The sequence below is a fragment of the Stenotrophomonas sp. P5_A9 genome (assembly GCF_056400525.1).
The window spans coordinates 46573-64422 of the sequence record NZ_JBFULC010000015.1; the positions used below are offsets into that span (position 1 = coordinate 46573).

The 17850-nt window shown below is 65.5% G+C and carries 18 protein-coding genes and 1 tRNA gene; 2 read left to right on the forward strand and 17 right to left on the reverse strand.

Annotated elements, in window-relative coordinates; all coding sequences use genetic code 11:
• Positions 1 to 5: 5 nt before the first annotated feature.
• The 15 genes from nuoK to AC1DR7_RS06850 all read right to left on the reverse strand — a co-directional run bounded on the left by nuoK (position 6) and on the right by AC1DR7_RS06850 (position 12892).
• Entirely contained in the window at positions 6 to 311 is a 306-nt protein-coding gene (nuoK, locus tag AC1DR7_RS06780) for an NADH-quinone oxidoreductase subunit NuoK (protein WP_256774639.1), read from the reverse strand.
• Entirely contained in the window at positions 308 to 967 is a 660-nt protein-coding gene (locus tag AC1DR7_RS06785) for an NADH-quinone oxidoreductase subunit J (RefSeq protein ID WP_256774638.1), read from the reverse strand. Before AC1DR7_RS06785 ends, nuoK begins: the two co-directional genes overlap by 4 nt.
• A gap of 6 nt (positions 968 to 973) precedes the next feature.
• Positions 974 to 1462: an NADH-quinone oxidoreductase subunit NuoI gene (gene nuoI / locus AC1DR7_RS06790; protein ID WP_038687244.1), complete on the reverse strand. Its 489-nt coding sequence runs from the start codon at positions 1460 to 1462 to the stop codon at positions 974 to 976.
• 3 nt (positions 1463 to 1465) lie between these two features.
• Positions 1466 to 2557 carry an NADH-quinone oxidoreductase subunit NuoH gene (gene nuoH, locus AC1DR7_RS06795; RefSeq protein WP_457319426.1) on the reverse strand — a complete coding sequence of 364 codons (1092 nt, stop codon included), beginning with the start codon at positions 2555 to 2557 and terminating at the stop codon, positions 1466 to 1468.
• A complete protein-coding gene (gene nuoG, locus AC1DR7_RS06800) occupies positions 2554 to 4800 on the reverse strand; it encodes an NADH-quinone oxidoreductase subunit NuoG (RefSeq protein WP_478052692.1) in 2247 nt (748 codons plus the stop codon). Before nuoG ends, nuoH begins: the two co-directional genes overlap by 4 nt.
• On the reverse strand, positions 4797 to 6137 hold the full coding sequence (gene nuoF / locus AC1DR7_RS06805; RefSeq protein ID WP_123730636.1) for an NADH-quinone oxidoreductase subunit NuoF: 1341 nt from the start codon (positions 6135 to 6137) through the stop codon (positions 4797 to 4799). Before nuoF ends, nuoG begins: the two co-directional genes overlap by 4 nt.
• Positions 6138 to 6140: 3 nt before the next feature.
• Positions 6141 to 6668, reverse strand: coding sequence for an NADH-quinone oxidoreductase subunit NuoE (nuoE, locus tag AC1DR7_RS06810; protein WP_121038421.1), 528 nt, complete (start codon positions 6666 to 6668; stop codon positions 6141 to 6143).
• A 94-nt stretch (positions 6669 to 6762) separates the two neighbouring features.
• Positions 6763 to 8070, reverse strand: coding sequence for an NADH-quinone oxidoreductase subunit D (locus tag AC1DR7_RS06815; protein WP_256774635.1), 1308 nt, complete (start codon positions 8068 to 8070; stop codon positions 6763 to 6765).
• A complete protein-coding gene (locus AC1DR7_RS06820) occupies positions 8067 to 8819 on the reverse strand; it encodes an NADH-quinone oxidoreductase subunit C (protein WP_256774634.1) in 753 nt (250 codons plus the stop codon). The genes AC1DR7_RS06815 and AC1DR7_RS06820 overlap by 4 nt, the downstream gene beginning before the upstream one ends.
• A 32-nt stretch (positions 8820 to 8851) precedes the next feature.
• Positions 8852 to 9406, reverse strand: a complete 555-nt coding sequence (locus AC1DR7_RS06825; protein WP_038687233.1) for a NuoB/complex I 20 kDa subunit family protein — start codon at positions 9404 to 9406, stop codon at positions 8852 to 8854.
• Positions 9397 to 9753, reverse strand: a complete 357-nt coding sequence (locus AC1DR7_RS06830; protein ID WP_038691968.1) for an NADH-quinone oxidoreductase subunit A — start codon at positions 9751 to 9753, stop codon at positions 9397 to 9399. Before AC1DR7_RS06830 ends, AC1DR7_RS06825 begins: the two co-directional genes overlap by 10 nt.
• 112 nt (positions 9754 to 9865) lie before the next feature.
• Positions 9866 to 9950, reverse strand: a tRNA-Leu gene (locus tag AC1DR7_RS06835).
• A gap of 64 nt (positions 9951 to 10014) precedes the next feature.
• A complete protein-coding gene (secG, locus tag AC1DR7_RS06840; RefSeq protein ID WP_256774730.1) occupies positions 10015 to 10455 on the reverse strand; it encodes a preprotein translocase subunit SecG in 441 nt (146 codons plus the stop codon).
• A 54-nt stretch (positions 10456 to 10509) separates the two neighbouring features.
• Entirely contained in the window at positions 10510 to 11265 is a 756-nt protein-coding gene (gene tpiA / locus AC1DR7_RS06845) for a triose-phosphate isomerase (protein WP_457321945.1), read from the reverse strand.
• 691 nt (positions 11266 to 11956) lie between these two features.
• On the reverse strand, positions 11957 to 12892 hold the full coding sequence (locus AC1DR7_RS06850; protein WP_256774632.1) for a 2-oxoglutarate and iron-dependent oxygenase domain-containing protein: 936 nt from the start codon (positions 12890 to 12892) through the stop codon (positions 11957 to 11959).
• A 323-nt stretch (positions 12893 to 13215) separates the two neighbouring features.
• Here AC1DR7_RS06850 and AC1DR7_RS06855 point away from each other — a divergent pair, with 323 nt between their 5' ends.
• The gene (locus AC1DR7_RS06855) at positions 13216 to 14382 is read left to right on the forward strand and encodes a glycosyltransferase family 4 protein (RefSeq protein WP_457320213.1); all 1167 of its coding nucleotides are present in this window, start codon (positions 13216 to 13218) and stop codon (positions 14380 to 14382) included.
• Positions 14369 to 15223, forward strand: a complete 855-nt coding sequence (locus AC1DR7_RS06860) for a polysaccharide deacetylase family protein (RefSeq protein ID WP_256774630.1) — start codon at positions 14369 to 14371, stop codon at positions 15221 to 15223. The genes AC1DR7_RS06855 and AC1DR7_RS06860 overlap by 14 nt, the downstream gene beginning before the upstream one ends.
• A gap of 79 nt (positions 15224 to 15302) precedes the next feature.
• Here the strand turns inward: AC1DR7_RS06860 and glmM are convergent, their stop codons facing one another.
• Positions 15303 to 16670 (reverse strand): phosphoglucosamine mutase, encoded by a 1368-nt coding sequence (gene glmM, locus AC1DR7_RS06865; protein ID WP_256774629.1) that lies wholly within the window; start codon positions 16668 to 16670, stop codon positions 15303 to 15305.
• Positions 16670 to 17554, reverse strand: coding sequence for an acetyl-CoA carboxylase, carboxyltransferase subunit beta (gene accD, locus AC1DR7_RS06870; RefSeq protein WP_457320210.1), 885 nt, complete (start codon positions 17552 to 17554; stop codon positions 16670 to 16672). The genes glmM and accD overlap by 1 nt, the downstream gene beginning before the upstream one ends.
• Between the last annotated feature and the right edge of the window lie 296 nt (positions 17555 to 17850).

Below are 17850 nucleotides of genomic sequence, written 5' to 3' on the forward strand. Positions count from 1 at the left end.
ACGGATCAGCCCTTCAGCGAATCGATTTCGCCGACATTGATGGTGCGGCGGTTACGGAACAGGGTTACCAGGATCGCGAGGCCGATGGCGGCCTCGGCCGCGGCCACGGTCAGGATGAAGAAGACGAACAGCTGTCCGGCCGTATCACCCAGTTCACGCGAGAACCCGACGAAATTGATGTTGACCGACAGCAGCATCAACTCGACGGACATCAGCAGCACGATGATGTTCTTGCGGTTGAGGAAGATGCCGGCGAGGCTGATGCAGAACAGCAGCGCGCCCAGCGCCAGGATATGGCCGAGGGTGATCATGGCGTTGCCTCCTCGTCGGTGGACGGACGGGTACGGGTGTGGACCACCGGGGTTTCGGCATCCATCTTGACCACGCGCAGGCGATCGCTGCCCTTGACCATGGTCTGCTCGGACGGGTTCTGGGTCTTCAGGCCGGTGCGGCGACGCAGGGTCAGCATCACGGCGGCAACCACGGCCACGGTCAGGATGACGGCGGCGAACTCGAACGGCAGCAGGTATTCGGTGAACAGGCTGCGCGCCAGCCAGGTGATGTTGGAGCTGTCGGCGGCCAGCGCGGCGGCGTTGTCGGCCGGGAACGGATTGACCGCCCTGCCCTTCACCCCGATCAGCACCAGCATCTGCACCAGCATGGTGACGGCCACCACCAGCCCGACCGGCAGGTAGCGCACCCAGCCCTCGCGCAGGTTGGAGGCGTCGATGTCGAGCATCATCACCACGAACAGGAACAGCACCATGACCGCGCCCACGTACACCAGCACCAGGGCCACGCCGAGGAACTCAGCGCCGACCAGGATCCAGATGCAGGCCACGGAGAAGAAGGTCAGGATCAGGCACAACACGGCATAGACCGGATTGCGCACGCTGATCACCGCCGCGGCGGAAATGCCCGCCACGATGGAGAAGACCCAGAAACTGATATTTACCCAATCCATCATTGAACCTCAGCGGAAAGCGGCATCGGCGGCGCGACGCTCGGCGATTTCGGCTTCAAGCCGATCCCCGATGGCCAGCAGCTGCGGCTTGGTGACGATGTTCTCGCCACGATTCTCGAAGTGGTACTCGAGGATGTGGGTCTCCACGATCGAGTCCACCGGGCAGCTTTCTTCGCAGAAGCCGCAGAAGATGCACTTGAACAGATCGATGTCGTAACGGGTGGTACGACGGCTGCCGTCCTCGCGCTTGGCCGAATCGATGGTGATCGCCAGCGCCGGGCACACCGCTTCGCACAGTTTGCATGCGATGCAGCGTTCCTCGCCGTTGGGATACCGGCGAAGCGCATGCAGGCCGCGGAAACGCGGCGACTGCGGGAACTTCTCCATCGGGTACATCAGCGTGTACTTGGGCTTGAAGGCGTACTTCAGGGTCAGCCACAGACCGCCGAGCAGCTCAAGGAGCAGCAGGCTTTTGAAGTAATGGGTAATTCTGTTCATCACTTAGACGCCCTTCTGGATCACGCCGTAAAACACCATCACCGCCGTCACTGCAATCCAGAAGATGGTGAGCGGGATGAAGACCTTCCAGCCCAGACGCATGATCTGGTCGTAGCGGAAGCGCGGGAAGCTGGCACGGAACCAGATGTAGGAGCTGGCGAAGAAGAAGACCTTCAGCAGCAGCCACGGCCAGCCGCCCTTCCAGATCCAGTCGATCCACGGCGAGATATCGGCCGTGATCCAGCCCTGGAGCGGGCTCAGCCAGCCGCCGAGGAAGAAGATCGAGATCAGGAAGCTGATCAGGATCATGTTGGCGTATTCGGCCAGGAAGAACAGCGCGAACGCACCACCGGAGTATTCGACCATGTGGCCGGCAACGATTTCCGATTCACCTTCCACCACGTCGAACGGCGCGCGGTTGGTTTCGGCGACGCCGGACACCCAGTACACGATGAACAGCGGGAACAGCGGCAGCAGGAACCAGTCGAACAGACCGGAGTTGCCCGCCTGCGCCATCACGATGCTGCTCAGGTTGAGGCTGCCCGAGGCGATCATCACGCCGACCAGGGCAAAGCCCATGGCGATTTCGTAGCTGATCATCTGCGCCGAGGCGCGCATCGCACCGAGGAAGGCGTACTTGGAGTTGGAGGCCCAACCGGCCAGGATGATGCCGTACACGCCCAGCGAGGTCATCGCCAGCAGGTACAGCAGGCCAGCGTTGGCGTTGGACAGCACCAGCCGGGCATCGAAGGGGATCACCGACCAGGCCGCGAAGGCCGGGGCCAACGTGATCAGCGGCGCCAGGATGAACATCGCCTTGTGCGAGCTGCTGGGCTGGATGATTTCCTTGAACAGCAGCTTGAAGACGTCGGCGAAGGCCTGGAAGATGCCCATGCCGACATACATCGGGCCGTGGCGGACGTGCATCCAGCCGATCAGCTTGCGCTCCCAGACCACGTAGAAGGCCACCGAGATGATCACCGGCATGGCGATCACCAGGATCTTCAGGATGATCCAGAGCAGCGCACCGATGTCGCCCAGTGACAGCAGCCACTGGTGCAGCGGGTCGACCGCGTTCAACAGCAATTCGTTCATGCAGCCACCACCGTTACGCGTGCGGCACCCAGCGGTGCGGTTGCACCGTGGCCCGATTCAATCCAGACCGAGCCCGCGGCGACGCGGGTGTCGACCACCACCGGCAGGGTGGCGAGGCCGGCGTCGGTGCCGACCTTGGCCATCTGCCCTTCCACCAACTGCAGGCGGGCGGCATCGTCGGCATTGAGCACGATGCGCGGGGCGTTGTTGAGCGGATGCGACTGCAGCGCCTGGGCGCGGCGGACAACCGCATCGGTGCGGTAGATCGCGGCGGTGGAGGTCACTTCCAGGCCCTCGCCCGCGCCCGACACAGCCGCCGGCACGGCCGCCGAGGACGAAACGGTGACGCTGACCGGGGCCAGGCTGGCACGCAGGCCGGCCAGGTCGGTGAACTCGAAACCGGCCAGCGACAGCTCGCCGCCCAGTGCACGCAGCACACGCCAGCCTTCACGCGCCTCGCCCGGCAGCTTGCCGCCGGCACGGGCCGACTGCTCGCGACCATCGAGGTTGGTCAGGGTGGCATCCACTTCCGGCAGTGCGCCGATCGGCAGGATCACGTCGGCGACGTCGCGGGTCGAGGCACAGGCGAACTGGCTGAAAGCCACCACCTGGGCACCGGCCAACGCCTTGCGGGCAGCGGCGGCGTCGGCGAAGTCCAGGCCCGGCTCGATGCCGTAGATGGCATAGGCCTTGCGCGGCTGGGCCAACATGGCATTGACGTCCTTGCCGGCCGGCAGCACGCCGGCACGGGTCAGGCCCACGGCATTGGCGCCCTGCGGGATGCGGCACAGCCTGGCACCGGTGGCGGCGGCGAAATCACGCGCGGCGGCGCGGATCGCGGCCGCCTGCGGGTGGTTTTCAGCGATGCCACCGACGATCAGCACGGCGTTGCTGGCGCCCTTGACCGCATCGCGCAGGTCGGCGTTGCCGAGCGCATCGATGAAGGCCGACGGAGCGACGATCTGCTTGCTGGCCAGCTTGAACGCGAAATCGAAGTCCACCGGGTTGACGGCGTGGATCTTCGCGTTGCGCGTGGTCTGCGCCTTGCGCAGGCGGGCGTGCAGCAGCGGCAGTTCGTGGCGGATGTTGCTGCCGAGCACGACGATGCTGTCGGCGCCTTCGATCTCGGCCAGCGGCAGGCCGAACACTTCGGCGGTGGCGGCGTCGGAGAAGTCGCGGTTGTTGATGCGGTGATCGATATTGGTGGTGCCCAGGCCGGCAGCAAGACGGGCCAGCAGCGCGCCCTCCTCGTTGGAGGCCGACGGGTGCACCAGCACGCCGAGGTCATCGCCCTGGTGGGCGGTCAGGATGTCCTTGGCCGCGGCCAGGCCTTCGGCCCAGCTCACTTCCCTCCACTCGCCATTGACCTTGCGCAGCGGCTTGACCGCGCGGTCTTCGCTGTACAGGCCCTGGTGCGAATAGCGGTCGCGATCGGACAGCCAGCATTCGTTGACCGCTTCGTTGTCGCGCGGCACCGCGCGCAGCACTTCGCCGCGACGCACGTGCAGGAACAGGTTCGAGCCCATCGCGTCGTGGTAACCCAGCGACTCGCGTGCGGTCAGTTCCCACGGACGGGCGCGGAACTGGAACACCTTGTTGGTCAACGCGCCGACCGGGCAGACGTCCACGACGTTGCCGGACAGTTCGGTGGTCAGCGGCTTGCCGTCGTAGGTGCCGATCTGCAGGTTTTCACCGCGGTACATGCCACCCAGCTCGTAGGTACCGGCGACGTCGGCGGTGAAGCGGACGCAGCGGGTGCACTGGATGCAGCGGGTCATTTCGGTGGCGACCAGCGGACCGATGTCCTCATCGGGCACCACGCGCTTGCGCTCGTTGAAACGGCTGACCGAACGGCCATAGCCCAGCGAGACGTCCTGCAGTTCGCACTCGCCGCCCTGATCGCAGATCGGGCAGTCCAGCGGGTGGTTGATCAGCAGGAATTCCATCACCGAGCGCTGGAACTTCAGCGCCTTTTCACTGCGGGTGGCGACCTTCATGCCATCCATGACCGGCGTGGCGCAGGCCGGTGCCGGCTTGGGCGACTTTTCCACGTCGACCAGGCACATGCGGCAGTTGGCGGCGATCGGCAGCTTCTCGTGGTAGCAGAAGCGCGGGATCGGAATGCCGGCCTTGTCGGCGGCCTGGATGATCATCGAGCCCTTGGGCACGACCAGCGACTGGCCGTCGATTTCGACGGTCACGTGGTCCGGTGGCACGCTCGGGTTCACGGGTTGCGCGCTCATGCGGCGGCTGCCTCCACCTTCTTGCCGTCAACCATCGAATGACCGTTGACGATGTAATACTCGAATTCGTCCCAGAACTGGCGCAGGAAGCCCTGGATGGGCCATGCCGCCGCTTCACCGAACGCGCAGATGGTGTGGCCTTCGATCTGGCCGGCCACCGTCTTCAACTGATGCAGGTCCTCCATCGTGGCCTTGCCGGCGACGATGCGCTCCAGCACGCGGTGCATCCAGCCGGTGCCTTCACGGCACGGGGTGCACTGCCCACAGGATTCCTTGTGGAAGAACTGGCTGATGCGGCAGGCGAACTTGACGCAGCAGACGCTGTCGTCGAGCACCACGATGGCCCCCGAGCCCAGACCGGTGCCCAAGGCACGCAGGGTGTCGTAGTCCATCTGCAGGCCCTTGAGCTCTTCGGCCTTCAGCACCGGCATCGAGACGCCGCCCGGGACTGCGCCCTTGAGGGTGCGGCCCGGCTTCAGACCACCGGCCATTTCCAGCAGGTCGTCGAAGGTGGTGCCCAGCGGCACTTCGAAGTTGCCGCCCTTCTGCACGCAGCCGGAGACCGAGAAGATCTTCGGGCCGCCGTTCTTGGTCAGGCTCAGGCCTGCAAACCATTCCGGGCCGTTGCGGATGATCGCCGGCACCGAGGCATAGGTCTCGGTGTTGTTGATCGTCGACGGCTTGCCGTACAGGCCGAAGTTGGCCGGGAACGGCGGCTTGTAGCGCGGCTGGCCCTTCTTGCCTTCCAGCGATTCCATCAGCGCGGTTTCTTCGCCGCAGATGTAGGCGCCGGCGCCCAGCGCACCGTAAATATCGATGTCCACGCCGCTGCCGAGGATGTCCTTGCCCAGCCAGCCGTTCGCGTACGCGTCGGCCAGGGCCTGTTCGAAGTTCTCGAACGGCTCGTGGTGGAACTCACCGCGCAGGTAGTTGTAGCCCACGGTCGAGCCGGTGGCGTAGCAGGCGATCGCCATGCCTTCCACGACCGAATGCGGGTTGTAGCGCAGGATGTCGCGGTCCTTGCAGGTCCCCGGCTCGGATTCATCCGAGTTGCACAGGATGTACTTCTGCATGGTGCCCTTGGGCATGAAGGACCACTTCAGGCCGGTCGGGAAGCCCGCGCCGCCACGGCCGCGCAGGTTGGACTGCTTGACCATCTCGATGACCTGCTCCGGCGAGATCTTCTCTTCGAGGATCTTGCGCAGCGCGGCATAGCCACCGGTCTTGAGGTAGCTCTCATACGACCACGGAGTGTCGTAATGCAGGGTGGTGTAGACCACCTGGTGCGGCAACGGTGCGGGACCGACCGGACCACTGGGTGCGTGATGATGTGCCATGTCTTACTCCAACCCGTCCAGCAGCTCGTCGACTTTCTCGACGGTCAGGCGCTCGTGGTAATGGCCATTGATGACCATCATCGGCGCGCCGGCGCAACCGGCCAGGCATTCTTCTTCGCGCTTGAGGTAGATGCGGCCGTCGGCGGTGGACTGACCGGTCTTGCAGCCGAGCTTCTTTTCGGCGTGCGCGACCAGGTCTTCGGCGCCGTTCAACCAGCAGCTGATGTTGGTGCAGAAGGCAACGTTGTGGCGACCGACCTTCTCCAGCTCGAACATCGAGTAGAAGCTGGCCACTTCGTAGGCCCACACCGGCGGCAGGTCCAGGTACTTGGCGACGCCGGCGATCAACTCGTCGGTCAGCCAGCCTGCGTTCTGTTCCTGTGCGGCGTGCAGGCCCTGCAGGACAGCCGAGCGCTTGCGATCCGGCGGGAACTTGGCCAGCCAGTGATCGATGTGCGCACGGGTCTTGTCGTTCAAGACCACCATCGGGTCGACGTCGCGCGCCGCCTCGAAATTACCTGTCGCCTTCATCGGCCGACCTCAGCGAATACGAAATCGTTAAAAACCAGAACCTGCAGCGCCGGCAACAGCCGGCGGGTGTCAGGCATCGTGCAAGCGGATGCGATCACCGGTCCACCTCGCCGAACACCAGATCGTAGGTACCAATCATGGCGACCACGTCGGCGAGCATGTGCCCGCGCACGATCGAGTCGATCGAGGACAGATGGGCGAAGCCCGGCGCGCGCAGGTGCACGCGGAACGGCTTGTTGGCACCATCAGACATCAGGTAGCAGCCGAACTCGCCCTTGGGCGCTTCGACGGCGGCGTAGGTTTCGCCGGCCGGGACGCAGTAGCCTTCACTGAACAGCTTGAAGTGATGGATCAGCGCTTCCATGTCGTCCTTCATGTCTTCGCGGCTGGGCGGCGCGACCTTGAAGTTCTTGACCATGACCGGGCCGGGGTTGGCCTTGAGCCAGGTGACGCACTGTTTGATGATGCGGTTGGACTCGCGCATCTCGGCCACGCGCACCAGGTAACGGTCGTAGCAGTCGCCTTCCTTGCCGAGCGGGATGTCGAAATCGACCGCGTCGTACTTGGCATAGGGCTGCTTCTTGCGCAGATCCCAAGCAATGCCCGAGCCGCGCAGCATCACGCCGGTCATGCCCCAGGCATGCGCCAGCTCGGGGGTGACCACGCCGATGCCGACAGTGCGCTGCTTCCAGATGCGATTGTCGGTGAGCAGGGTTTCATACTCGTCCACGCGCTTGGGGAACTCAGCGGTGAAGTTTTCCAGGAAATCGAGCAGCGAACCTTCGCGCGAGGCGTTGAGGTTCTTCAGGGCGTTGCCCTTGTGCCAGCGCGATTCCTTGTACTTGGGCATGCGGTCCGGCAGGTCGCGGTAAACGCCGCCCGGACGGTAGTACGCCGCGTGCATGCGCGCGCCGGAGACCGCTTCATAGCAATCCATCAGCTCTTCGCGTTCACGGAAGGCGTACAGCATGACCGCCATCGCGCCCAGATCGAGCGCGTTGGAGCCCAGCCACATCAGGTGGTTCAGGATGCGGGTGATTTCGTCGAACATGGTGCGGATGTACTGCGCACGCTCAGGCGCTTCGATCCCCATCAGGGTTTCGATCGCGCGCACGTAGGCGTGCTCGTTGCACATCATCGACACGTAATCCAGGCGATCCATGTAACCGATCGACTGGTTGAACGGCTTGGATTCGGCCAGCTTTTCGGTACCACGGTGCAGCAGGCCCACGTGGGGGTCGGCACGCATGATGGTTTCGCCGTCCATTTCCAGGATCAGGCGCAGCACACCGTGCGCGGCCGGATGCTGGGGACCGAAGTTCATGGTGTAGTTGCGGATTTCCTGGCGCAGTTCGGCCGGGTTGCTCGCAAAGGCCTGGTGGGCCTGGGTGAATTCGCTCACTTGCTTGCCTCCGACTGCGCGGATTCACCGGCAGCGGTCTGGAAACGGGCGTCGTCACGGATCACGCGCGGCACGCCGACGCGCGGTTCGACCGAGGTGACCGGTTCGTAGATGACGCGCTGCTTTTCTTCGTCGTAGCGCACTTCGACGTTGCCGATCAGCGGGAAATCCTTGCGGAACGGATGGCCGACGAAACCGTAGTCGGTCAGGATCCGGCGCAGGTCCGGATGGCCTTCGAAGATCACGCCGAACAGGTCGAACGCTTCGCGCTCGAACCAGTTCAGGCCCGGCCACACGTTGGTCAGCGAGGCAACCACCGGCAGTTCCTCATTCGGCGCAAAGCAACGGATGCGCATGGTGAGGTTGTGCTGGTAGGAGCGCAGCTGGGCGACCACGGCGAAACGCTGCAGCGGGATCGGCTGCGGCTGGGCGCCATCGCTGGTTTCGCGGGTGGGGAATTCACCCCAGGCGAAACGACCGACAGACTTGCCCTCGACGCCACGGCTAAAGCCCTGGGACGACACATCGGCCGTATCCCATTCGTCGCTGCCGTAGCCGAGGTAGTCCAGGCCGCACAGGTCAACGGCCTGCTCGAAACCGAATTCGTCGCGCAGCGCCACAGCAGTGGCATGCCAGTCAGCGGCGGGCACTTCCAGCGTCACTTCGCCGCGGGGTTCGACCACGAAGACCTGCGCACCTGCGAAACGTGCGGAAAGTCGGTCGATGAAGGAAGGTGCTTGCTCTGCCATGGGGGCTTGGCGTGCTCTTGTCAGGAGGGATGTCAGCGGGCGATGGTCTGCGTACGCCAGATCTTCTTCTGCAATTGCAGGATCCCGTACACCAGCGCTTCGGCGGTAGGTGGGCAGCCGGGAACATAAATGTCCACCGGCACCACGCGGTCACAGCCACGCACTACTGCATACGAGTAGTGGTAGTAGCCGCCACCGTTGGCGCAGCTGCCCATCGAGATGACCCACTTCGGGTCCGGCATCTGGTCATAGACCTTGCGCAGCGCCGGGGCCATCTTGTTGACCAGGGTACCGGCGACGATCATCACGTCGGACTGACGCGGCGACGGGCGGAACACCACCCCGTAGCGGTCAAGGTCCAGACGCGCGGCGCCGGCATGCATCATTTCCACGGCGCAGCACGCCAGACCAAAGGTCATCGGCCACATCGAGCCGGTGCGTGCCCAGTTGAGCAGCGCATCGACACTGGTGGTCAGGTAACCCTTTTCCAGCAGCGGGTTGTCGCCTTCGGGACGCAGGATGTCATCGACCCGCCCTTCCGGGACCGGGTTGTTCATCAGGCCGTCGAGCGTCTGAATCACTCCCATTCCAGCGCTCCCTTCTTCCAGACGTAAATGAAACCGAGGAAAAGCATGCCCACGAACAGGCCCATCGTGACCAGCGAACGTGCGCCCAGCTCCATGAAGACCTGGGTCCACGGCACGATGAAGATGATTTCCAAGTCAAATACGATGAACTGGATCGCGATCAGGTAGTAGCGCACATCGAACTTCATGCGCGCGTCCTCGAAAGCCTCGAAGCCGCATTCGTACGGCGAGAGCTTTTTCAGATCAGGACGTCGTGGACCGAGGAATCGGCCAACCAGCATCAGCGAAACGCCGATACCGGTGGCAACGATCAGAAACAGCAGAGACGGCAAATATTCGGCCAGCACAGCGATTCTCTCTTGCCTCTGCCGCTGCGCCTGCAGGCGCTTTGGCATGGGGGAGTGGACGGATACCGCTACCTGGCGCTTTGCGCGCCAGACGAACCCGCTTACAAACAAATGGTGCCCAAGAGGGGACTCGAACCCCTACGACTCTCGTCGCTACCACCTCAAGGTAGTGCGTCTACCAATTCCGCCACCTGGGCTTACGTTTGCATTGACGGGATTCCCTATCGGACTCCCTCAATGCGCCGCATATTGTAACCGTCTTCAGCGAGTCTGGGAGCCTTCCGAAGGCTTTTCTTCACCCGATTTCGGCGTTTCCGCCTGAGCCGGCACAGTTGCCTGCGGAACCGGCTGCTGCACAGCGGTTTCCGGGGCCTTGGGCACGGCCGGCAGCTCGCCCGCCGGGGCGGCCGGGGTCGTTGCGACCGGGGCCGACATCAGACCGAGATCCTGACCGCTGGTCGGACGCGAGCCATGGCTGGCGTACCAGGCCATGAAGAGGCTGATGCCGAAGAACACCACGGCCAGCCACTTGGTCGACTTGGACAGGAAGTTGGACGCGCCACGCGCGCCGAACACGGTCCCGGAGGCACCGGCACCGAAGCCCGAGCCTGCGGCCGCACCGGAACCACGCTGCATCAGGATGAGCGCGATCATGGCCACTGCCACCAGCACGTAGACCACATTGAGGATCAACATCAGCATTTCGAATCCGTCCTCGGACTGTAAATGCCGGCCAGCAGCCGGCAACATTATTCTTTATCGCCCGGCCGCCGCATCGACGATGGCCAGGAAGTCCGCGGCAACCAACGAGGCGCCGCCCACCAGCCCACCATCGACATCGGGCTGTGCGAACAGTTCCCCTGCGTTGTCGGGCTTCACGCTGCCGCCGTACAGGATCGGCAACGAATCGGCGATTCTAGCATCCAGCTTGGCCACTTCGCCACGGATGAACGCATGGACCTGCTGGGCCTGCTCCTTGGAAGCGGTGCGGCCGGTGCCGATTGCCCAGACCGGCTCATAGGCGACAACGGCGTGCTGGAAGCCGGCCGGGCCGACCAGGTCAAGGACCGGGGCCAGCTGGCCGGCAATGACCTGCTCGGTCTGGCCGGCCTCGCGCTGCTCCAGGGTTTCACCCACGCACAGCACCGGGACCAGGCCGGCATGCAGGGCGGCGGCGAACTTGCGCGCGACCAGCTCGCTGCTTTCGGCGTGGTACTGGCGCCGCTCGGAGTGGCCGACCAGGCCGTAGCGGGCGCCAACTTCGGCGAGCATGGCCGCAGAGACCTCACCGGTGTAGGCCCCCTTCTCATTGGAGCTGACGTCCTGGGAGCCGAAGGCGATGGCGCGGCCTTCGAACGCTTCGACCAGTTCGCCCAGATAGGGCAACGGGGGCAGGATCACCACCTCGACGCCGTCGGCCGGGAGGCTGGCCACCAGGTCGCTGACCAGGTCCGTGGCGAATTGGCGGCTGCCGTGCAGCTTCCAGTTACCGGCGACGATCTTGCGACGCATGGCGATGCTCCTTTGGGTATCAGCCGCCCATGATAACGGATGTAACGAAATGGGGTGGCTGCGAAAACGCTTACATTTCAAATGGATATTGGGGGGGGGGGCGAACGGCGATGGCTGGGGGTTTCATCGTGCCGGGAGGGCTTGGGTGGGAGGGTGGGACGCGCCGTAAACCCGTCCTTGGGGGCCCGCAGGCGCAGTCCTGCGCGCGCGGCAAGACCCGGGCGGGGCGTCCTGCCCAGCCCGTCCGACGCATGCGTCGGACCCGGGCCGCCTGACGGTCCCGMCCTCCCACCCATGCCTCCCCTGACAGTTGGCCGGTTCGCCCGCGGGCTGAAGAGCGTGCCGACCAGCGGTCGGCACCTACCCCGCCTGACAGCCCGCCTTTCCCGCTCTTCCTGCCCTTCCGACCGATCACGGCAATCCATCTGGGTGGGCGGTGCCATGCCCAGCCGGGACCGTCGGGCGCCATGGATGGCGCCCGCGAGCCCCCAGGGATGGGTTTACGGCGTGTCCCGGCTGGGCATGGCAYCGCCCGCCCCCGCAATAGCCACGGCTCAGCCGGCTGTTAGCCCTTCACCTTCGCACCAACCATCCCATATAAAGAAAGCCGCCTTTCGGCGGCCTTCACGGGGCATGCCGACCCAAGGGCCGGCATCTACCGGGAGGGAATCGGCACAAGGCCGACGCCTCCTTATTTCAGCTTGATCTCGCGCAGACGCTCTTCCAGGAAACCGTGGGCGGTGATCGGCTCCGGGTAGCGGCTCGGGTTTTCCGGCGTGATGCAGGTCGGCAGCACGTCGATCAGGTAATCCGGGTTCGGGTGCAGGAAGAACGGCACCGAATAGCGCGGCTGGCGCGCCTGCTCCCCCGGAGGATTGACCACGCGGTGGATGGTGGACGGATACACGTGATTGGTCAGGCGCTGCAGCATGTCGCCGATGTTCACCACGATCGTGTCCGCGTCCGAAGTGAACGGCACCCACTTGCCCTCGTGCGACTGCACCTCCAGGCCCGCTGCGCTGGCACCCACCAGCAGTGTGATGAAGTTGATATCGCCGTGTGCACCGGCGCGCACGTTGGGAATGTTCTCGGCGGTGATCGGCGGGTAGTGGATCGGCCGCAGGATCGAGTTGCCGTTGTTGGTCTTGTCGGCGAAGAAATCTTCCGGCAGGCCGATGTGAAGGGCCAAGGCCGACAGCACCCGCGAGCCCAGCGTGTCCAGCGCCTGGTACAGCGCATAGCCCCGCTCGCGGAAGTTCGGCACCTCGCTCGGCCACAGGTTCGGCGCCATCACGTCACGGTACCTGGAGTCGTCCGGGATCTCGCGACCGATGTGCCAGAACTCCTTCAGGTCGAAATGCGCCGAGCCCTTGGCCGTTTCCACGCCGAAGGCCGTGTAACCACGGGCGCCACCGCTGCCCGGCACGTGGTACGTGCGCTTGGTTTCTTCCGGCAGCGCGAAGAAGGCCTTGAAGACCTCATAGGCCGCGTCGATATCGGCCTGCGGGATGCCGTGGTTGCGGATGCCCGCGAATCCCCATTCGCGGTAGGCCGCGCCCAGCTCGGCGACGAACGCGTCGCGGTCACTGTCGAAACGGGTGATATCGAGGGTCGGGATCTGGCTCACAGCGGTTCCTGGCTAGTTCGGATGGGACACGGGCCACCACTGTGGCCCGGCTGAACATTGTGCCAGATCCGACCATCGGCACTGCCGACACAAAGATACAAACCGATACAATGCGCCGCCCGCCTTCCTCTGGACGGGTCGCCGACGCAGCCGCCGCCGCCACGTCCCCTGCCCTCCTGCGCCACCCGAGCCGCTCCATGGATGCTTTCCACCCCAGCGTTCCCGCCCCATCCCTTCCCCCGCGCCAGACGTTGACGGCCGCTGGCGATGCATCGACCGCAGCGGCCCCCTGGCACGCCACCGCGCCCGCGGGCGCTGCATCGGTGAACGAGCCGCGCACGCTGGCGCCGCTCCGGATCCTGCACACCGAGGCCGCCAAGGGATTCGGCGGCCAGGAAATCTACATCTATCGCCACATGCTGGCGATGCGCGACCGTGGCCACGAGGTATCGCTGCTCTGCCAACCCGGCGCCCGCCTGGGCGAGATCGCGCGTGAGGCCGGCTTCACCGTGCACACGCTGAAGATGGGCGGGCTGCTGCGCCTGCTGCGCGGCATCTGGTCGGTCAGCCGGCTGGTGCGGCGCGGCGCCTTCGACGTGGTCAACACCACCAGCCGGCGGGACAGCCTGATCGCCGCGGCGGGCGCGCGCCTGGGCGGCACCCCGCTGGTAGTGCGCTCGCGCCACCTGATGAGCCCGGTCAACTCGCTGCTGACCTATACCGGCCTGCCGCACCGGGTGCTGACGGTGAGCAGCTACGTCAAGCAGTTGCTGGTGACGCGGGGGATCGAGGACGGCCGCATCGGCATCGTGCCACCAATCGCCGTGCCAACGCAGTGGTCGCAGATCGAGAGCGACGACCCCTGGCAGTGCGTGCAGGACACGCGCGCGGAGGTGCGCCGTGAACTGGGCTTCGATGAGGCCCATATCGTAGTCGGCTGCGTGGCCGTGCTGCGCGAGCCCAAGGGTCACCTGGACCTGCTGCGGGCGATCGCGCCGCTGTGCCGGCAGCATCCCAACCTGCAGCTGGTGATCGTCGGCGATGGCCAGCCGGTGATGGACAAGCTGGTGGCGCTGCGCCGCGAACTGGGCGTGGAGGCGCAGGTCCACCTGCTGGGGTATCGGCTGGGCGCCTGCCGGTTGATTGCAGGCTTCGACATCTTCGCCCTGGCCTCGCACAAGGAAGCGGCGGGCACGGTGTTCCTGGAGGCGGCGCACGTGGGCGTGCCCATCGTGGCCACGCGCGTGGGCGGCGTGCCGGAAATGGTGCTCGAAGGCAGCAATGCCCTGCTCGCCCCGCTGGGTGACCAGGCCGCCCTGACCGGCGCGTTGAAGACGCTGATCGAACAACCCGAACAGCGCCGACGCATGGGGCGCGCTGGCTGGGAATGGATGCGCACCGCACAGCGCTTCACCCCGTTGGGGCACACTGAAGCAACCGAACATTATTACCACCAGTGGTTGAAGGAACTGGGCCATGGCCAACGCTAGATCCGTGCCGGTATTGATGCACCACCACGTGTCGCCGTCGCCGGGCATGATCACGGTGTCGCCGGAGAATTTCGAAAGCCAGATCGCCTGGCTGGCCAGCAACGGCTGGACCTCGCTGACCCTGGACCAGTACGCCGACTTCCTGGCGGGCAAGCCGGTGCCGCGCAAGTCGATCGTGATCACCTTCGATGACGGTTACCTGGACAACTGGGTGTACGCGCATCCGATCCTGCAGAAGTACGGCATGCACGCAGTGGTGTTCGTGGTCACCGGCTGGATGGGCGAAGGCCCGGTGCGCCCGCATGCCGGCCAGCCCGGCGCCGTGCTGCCGGCCACGCCGGACCATCGCGGCTGTGAAGCGGCGATCCTGCGCGAGGACCGCACCGATGATGTGATGATGCGCTGGAGCGAGGCACGCGAGATGATCGCTGCGGGCACTTTCGAAGTGCATTGCCACACCCACACCCATACGCGCTGGCTGAAGCAGGACATCAGCCGCGAGCAGAAACGCGAAGGCATCACCCGCGATCTGTCGATGGCCCGACAGGTGCTGCAGAAGCAGCTGGGCGAGGTGTCGGACACGCTGTGCTGGCCGTATGGCGACTTCGACGAGGACTACCTGCCGATCGCACGCGCGCAGGGCTTCCGCTACCTGCATACCACCCACCCGTTCGGGCGCAACGTGGTGGGCGGCGATCCGGAGCACATCTATCGTTTCGCTATCCGCAACCGCCCGGCCAGTTGGCTGCGCAAGCGCATCGCGTGGAGCTACAACCCGCTGATCGCGCCGCTGTTCAACCGCTTCAAAGCGAAGCAGAAGAAGATGGTGCCGGGGCCGTAAACGCCGTGTGTGGCGCATCGCAGAATGCAAAACGCCCCTGCAAACCGGGGCGTTTTGCTGTCGCCTTGGCGACCGTGCCTCACGCCGCGGCGGCGGCCTTGACTGCGCTGGACAGGTTGTCGAGCGTGGCTTGCATCAGCTCGGCGGTATCGGCTTCCACCGTGACGCGCACCACCGGCTCGGTGCCCGACGGACGCAGGAAAGCGCGACCACGCCCCTTCACCGCCTCCTGAGCGGCGGCCAGTGCCGCCTGCACGCCCTGCGCCTGCACGATCGCCTTGGCCGAGACATTGGCCAGACGCACGTTGACGGTCTTCTGCGGCACCCGGTGCAGCCCAACCAGCGACTGACGCAGCGTGGTGCCTTCACGACGCAGTACTTCCAGCACCTGCAGCGCACTGACGATGGCATCACCGGTGGTCGCACGGTCCAGGCACAGCAGGTGGCCGGAGGCTTCGCCGCCGAGCACGCCGCCACCTTCCACCAGTGCCTGGTGCACGTAGCGGTCGCCGACGTTGCTGCGCACGAACGGCAGGCCAAGGCGCTCCATGGCCTGTTCCAGGCCGAAATTGGTCATCAGCGTGCCCACCACCGGGCCGCGCAGGCGACCATTGCGCTGCCACGACGGCGCCAGCACATACAGCAGGTCGTCGCCGTCGACCGGGTTGCCCTGGTCGTCTGCCATCAGCACGCGATCGCCATCGCCATCGAAGGCGATGCCAAGGTCGGCACCCACCTCGCGGACCTTGGCGGCAAGATTGTCGATGTGCATCGAGCCGACGCCATCGTTGATGTTCACGCCGTTGGGCTCGGCACCGATGGTGACCACGTCGGCGCCCAGTTCGCGGAACAGCAGCGGAGCGATGTGGTAAGTGGCGCCATGCGCGCAGTCGAGCACGATCTTCAGCCCGCGCAGGTCGAACGCGCGCGGCACGCTGGCCTTGCAGAATTCGATGTAGCGGCCCACCGCGTCGCGCGCGCGCATGGCCTTGCCCAGCCGGTCGGATTCGGCCGTGGTGAAGGCGCTGTCCAGCGCCGCTTCCAGCGCAAGCTCGGTGGCATCGTCGAGCTTCTCGCCATCGGCGGAGAAGAACTTGATGCCGTTGTCGTAATGCGGGTTGTGCGAGGCACTGATCACGATGCCGGCATCGGCGCCGAGTGTACGCGTGAGGAAGGCCACGGCCGGGGTCGGCATCGGGCCCAGCAACTGCACGTCGGCGCCGGCGGCGACCAGCCCGGCTTCCAGTGCCGCTTCGAACATGTAGCCGGAGATGCGCGTGTCCTTGCCGATCACCACCACCGGACGGTGCCCGGGGCGGTGGCCATTGCGTTCGGTCAGCACGCGGCCGAGCGCATTGCCCAGGCGCAGCACGAAATCAGCGGAAATCACGCCCTGCCCGACCCGACCGCGGATGCCGTCGGTGCCAAAATACTTGCGCGCCCCCATCAGGCGGCCTCGTCGGCGACCGGTGCCGGCTGGCGACCGAGCAACGCCAGCAGGTCGGCCAGGCGCTCGCGCAGTTCGCGGCGGTCGCAGATCTGGTCGATGGCGCCGTGTTCGAGCAGGAACTCCGAACGCTGGAACCCTTCCGGCAGCTTCTCGCGCACGGTCTGCTCGATCACGCGCGGGCCGGCGAAGCCGATCAGGGCGTGCGGTTCGGCGATGTTGATGTCGCCCAGCATCGCAAACGAGGCCGACACGCCGCCGGTGGTCGGGTGGGTGAGCACCGAGATATACGGCAACCCGGCCTCGCGCAGCTTGCCCAGCGCGGCGGACGTCTTGGCCATCTGCATCAGCGAGAACAGGCCTTCCTGCATGCGCGCGCCGCCGCTGGCGGAGAAGCACACGTAGGGTGCGCAGATGTCCAGCGCCTTTTCCGCGGCCAGCGAGAAGCGTTCGCCGACCACCGACCCCATCGAGCCGCCCATGAAGGCGAAGTCGAAGGCCGACGCCACCAGCGGACGGCCCTTGAGCAGGCCCTGCATGGCGATCAGCGCGTCGTACTCGCCGGTGTTCTTCTGCGAGGCCTTGATGCGCTCGCTGTACTTCTTCTGGTCCTTGAACTTGAGCAGGTCGGTCGGTCCCAGGCGCGCGGCGATCTCGGTGGTGCTGTCGGCGTCGAACAGCGCGGCCAGGCGCGCACGGGCGCGGATGGCCATGTGGTGGCCACACTTGGGGCAGACTTCCAGGTTCTCTTCCAGCTCAGGGCCGTACAGCGCGCTGCCGCAATTGCTGCACTTCTCCCACAGGCCCTCGGGGACGCTGCGCTTCTTGCTGGGGACGTTGTCGGTGCGGATGCCCGACGGCATCAACTTGCTGAGCCAACTCATGCGGGATGCTACTTCCGTTCAGGGCGGCCCGAGGGCCGCAAAGGCGGACAGTCTAGCTCAGGCCCTCCCCGCTCGTGCACCCCCTGCGGGGTGCGGTGGGCCGGGGGAAAACCGTGCTGTGACGTATGTTTAGGAGCGGGCGACGGCGGTCTCCGGCCGGGATTCCGATCCTCTCACGGCAACACCAGCGCCTTGGTCGTGTCGCGGGAGGCAGGCGGGCAGCCGCGCCCGGGACACGCACGTAAACCCGTCCATGGGGGCTCGTGGGCGCCTTGCTTGTTTGTGCAGTCCTGCAC

Excerpts from the sequence above, each read along its gene's own strand:
- nuoK (WP_256774639.1), bottom strand. The coding sequence starts at position 311 with ATGATCACCCTCGGCCATATCCTGGCGCTGGGCGCGCTGCTGTTCTGC.
- AC1DR7_RS06785 (WP_256774638.1), bottom strand. The coding sequence starts at position 967 with ATGATGGATTGGGTAAATATCAGTTTCTGGGTCTTCTCCATCGTGGCG.
- nuoI (WP_038687244.1), bottom strand. The coding sequence starts at position 1,462 with ATGAACAGAATTACCCATTACTTCAAAAGCCTGCTGCTCCTTGAGCTG.
- nuoH (WP_457319426.1), bottom strand. The coding sequence starts at position 2,557 with ATGAACGAATTGCTGTTGAACGCGGTCGACCCGCTGCACCAGTGGCTG.
- nuoG (WP_478052692.1), bottom strand. The coding sequence starts at position 4,800 with ATGAGCGCGCAACCCGTGAACCCGAGCGTGCCACCGGACCACGTGACC.
- nuoF (WP_123730636.1), bottom strand. The coding sequence starts at position 6,137 with ATGGCACATCATCACGCACCCAGTGGTCCGGTCGGTCCCGCACCGTTG.
- nuoE (WP_121038421.1), bottom strand. The coding sequence starts at position 6,668 with ATGAAGGCGACAGGTAATTTCGAGGCGGCGCGCGACGTCGACCCGATG.
- AC1DR7_RS06820 (WP_256774634.1), bottom strand. The coding sequence starts at position 8,819 with ATGGCAGAGCAAGCACCTTCCTTCATCGACCGACTTTCCGCACGTTTC.
- AC1DR7_RS06825 (WP_038687233.1), bottom strand. The coding sequence starts at position 9,406 with ATGGGAGTGATTCAGACGCTCGACGGCCTGATGAACAACCCGGTCCCG.
- secG (WP_256774730.1), bottom strand. The coding sequence starts at position 10,455 with ATGCTGATGTTGATCCTCAATGTGGTCTACGTGCTGGTGGCAGTGGCC.
- tpiA (WP_457321945.1), bottom strand. The coding sequence starts at position 11,265 with ATGCGTCGCAAGATCGTCGCCGGTAACTGGAAGCTGCACGGCAGCCGC.
- AC1DR7_RS06860 (WP_256774630.1), top strand. The coding sequence starts at position 14,369 with ATGGCCAACGCTAGATCCGTGCCGGTATTGATGCACCACCACGTGTCG.
- glmM (WP_256774629.1), bottom strand. The coding sequence starts at position 16,670 with ATGGGGGCGCGCAAGTATTTTGGCACCGACGGCATCCGCGGTCGGGTC.
- accD (WP_457320210.1), bottom strand. The coding sequence starts at position 17,554 with ATGAGTTGGCTCAGCAAGTTGATGCCGTCGGGCATCCGCACCGACAAC.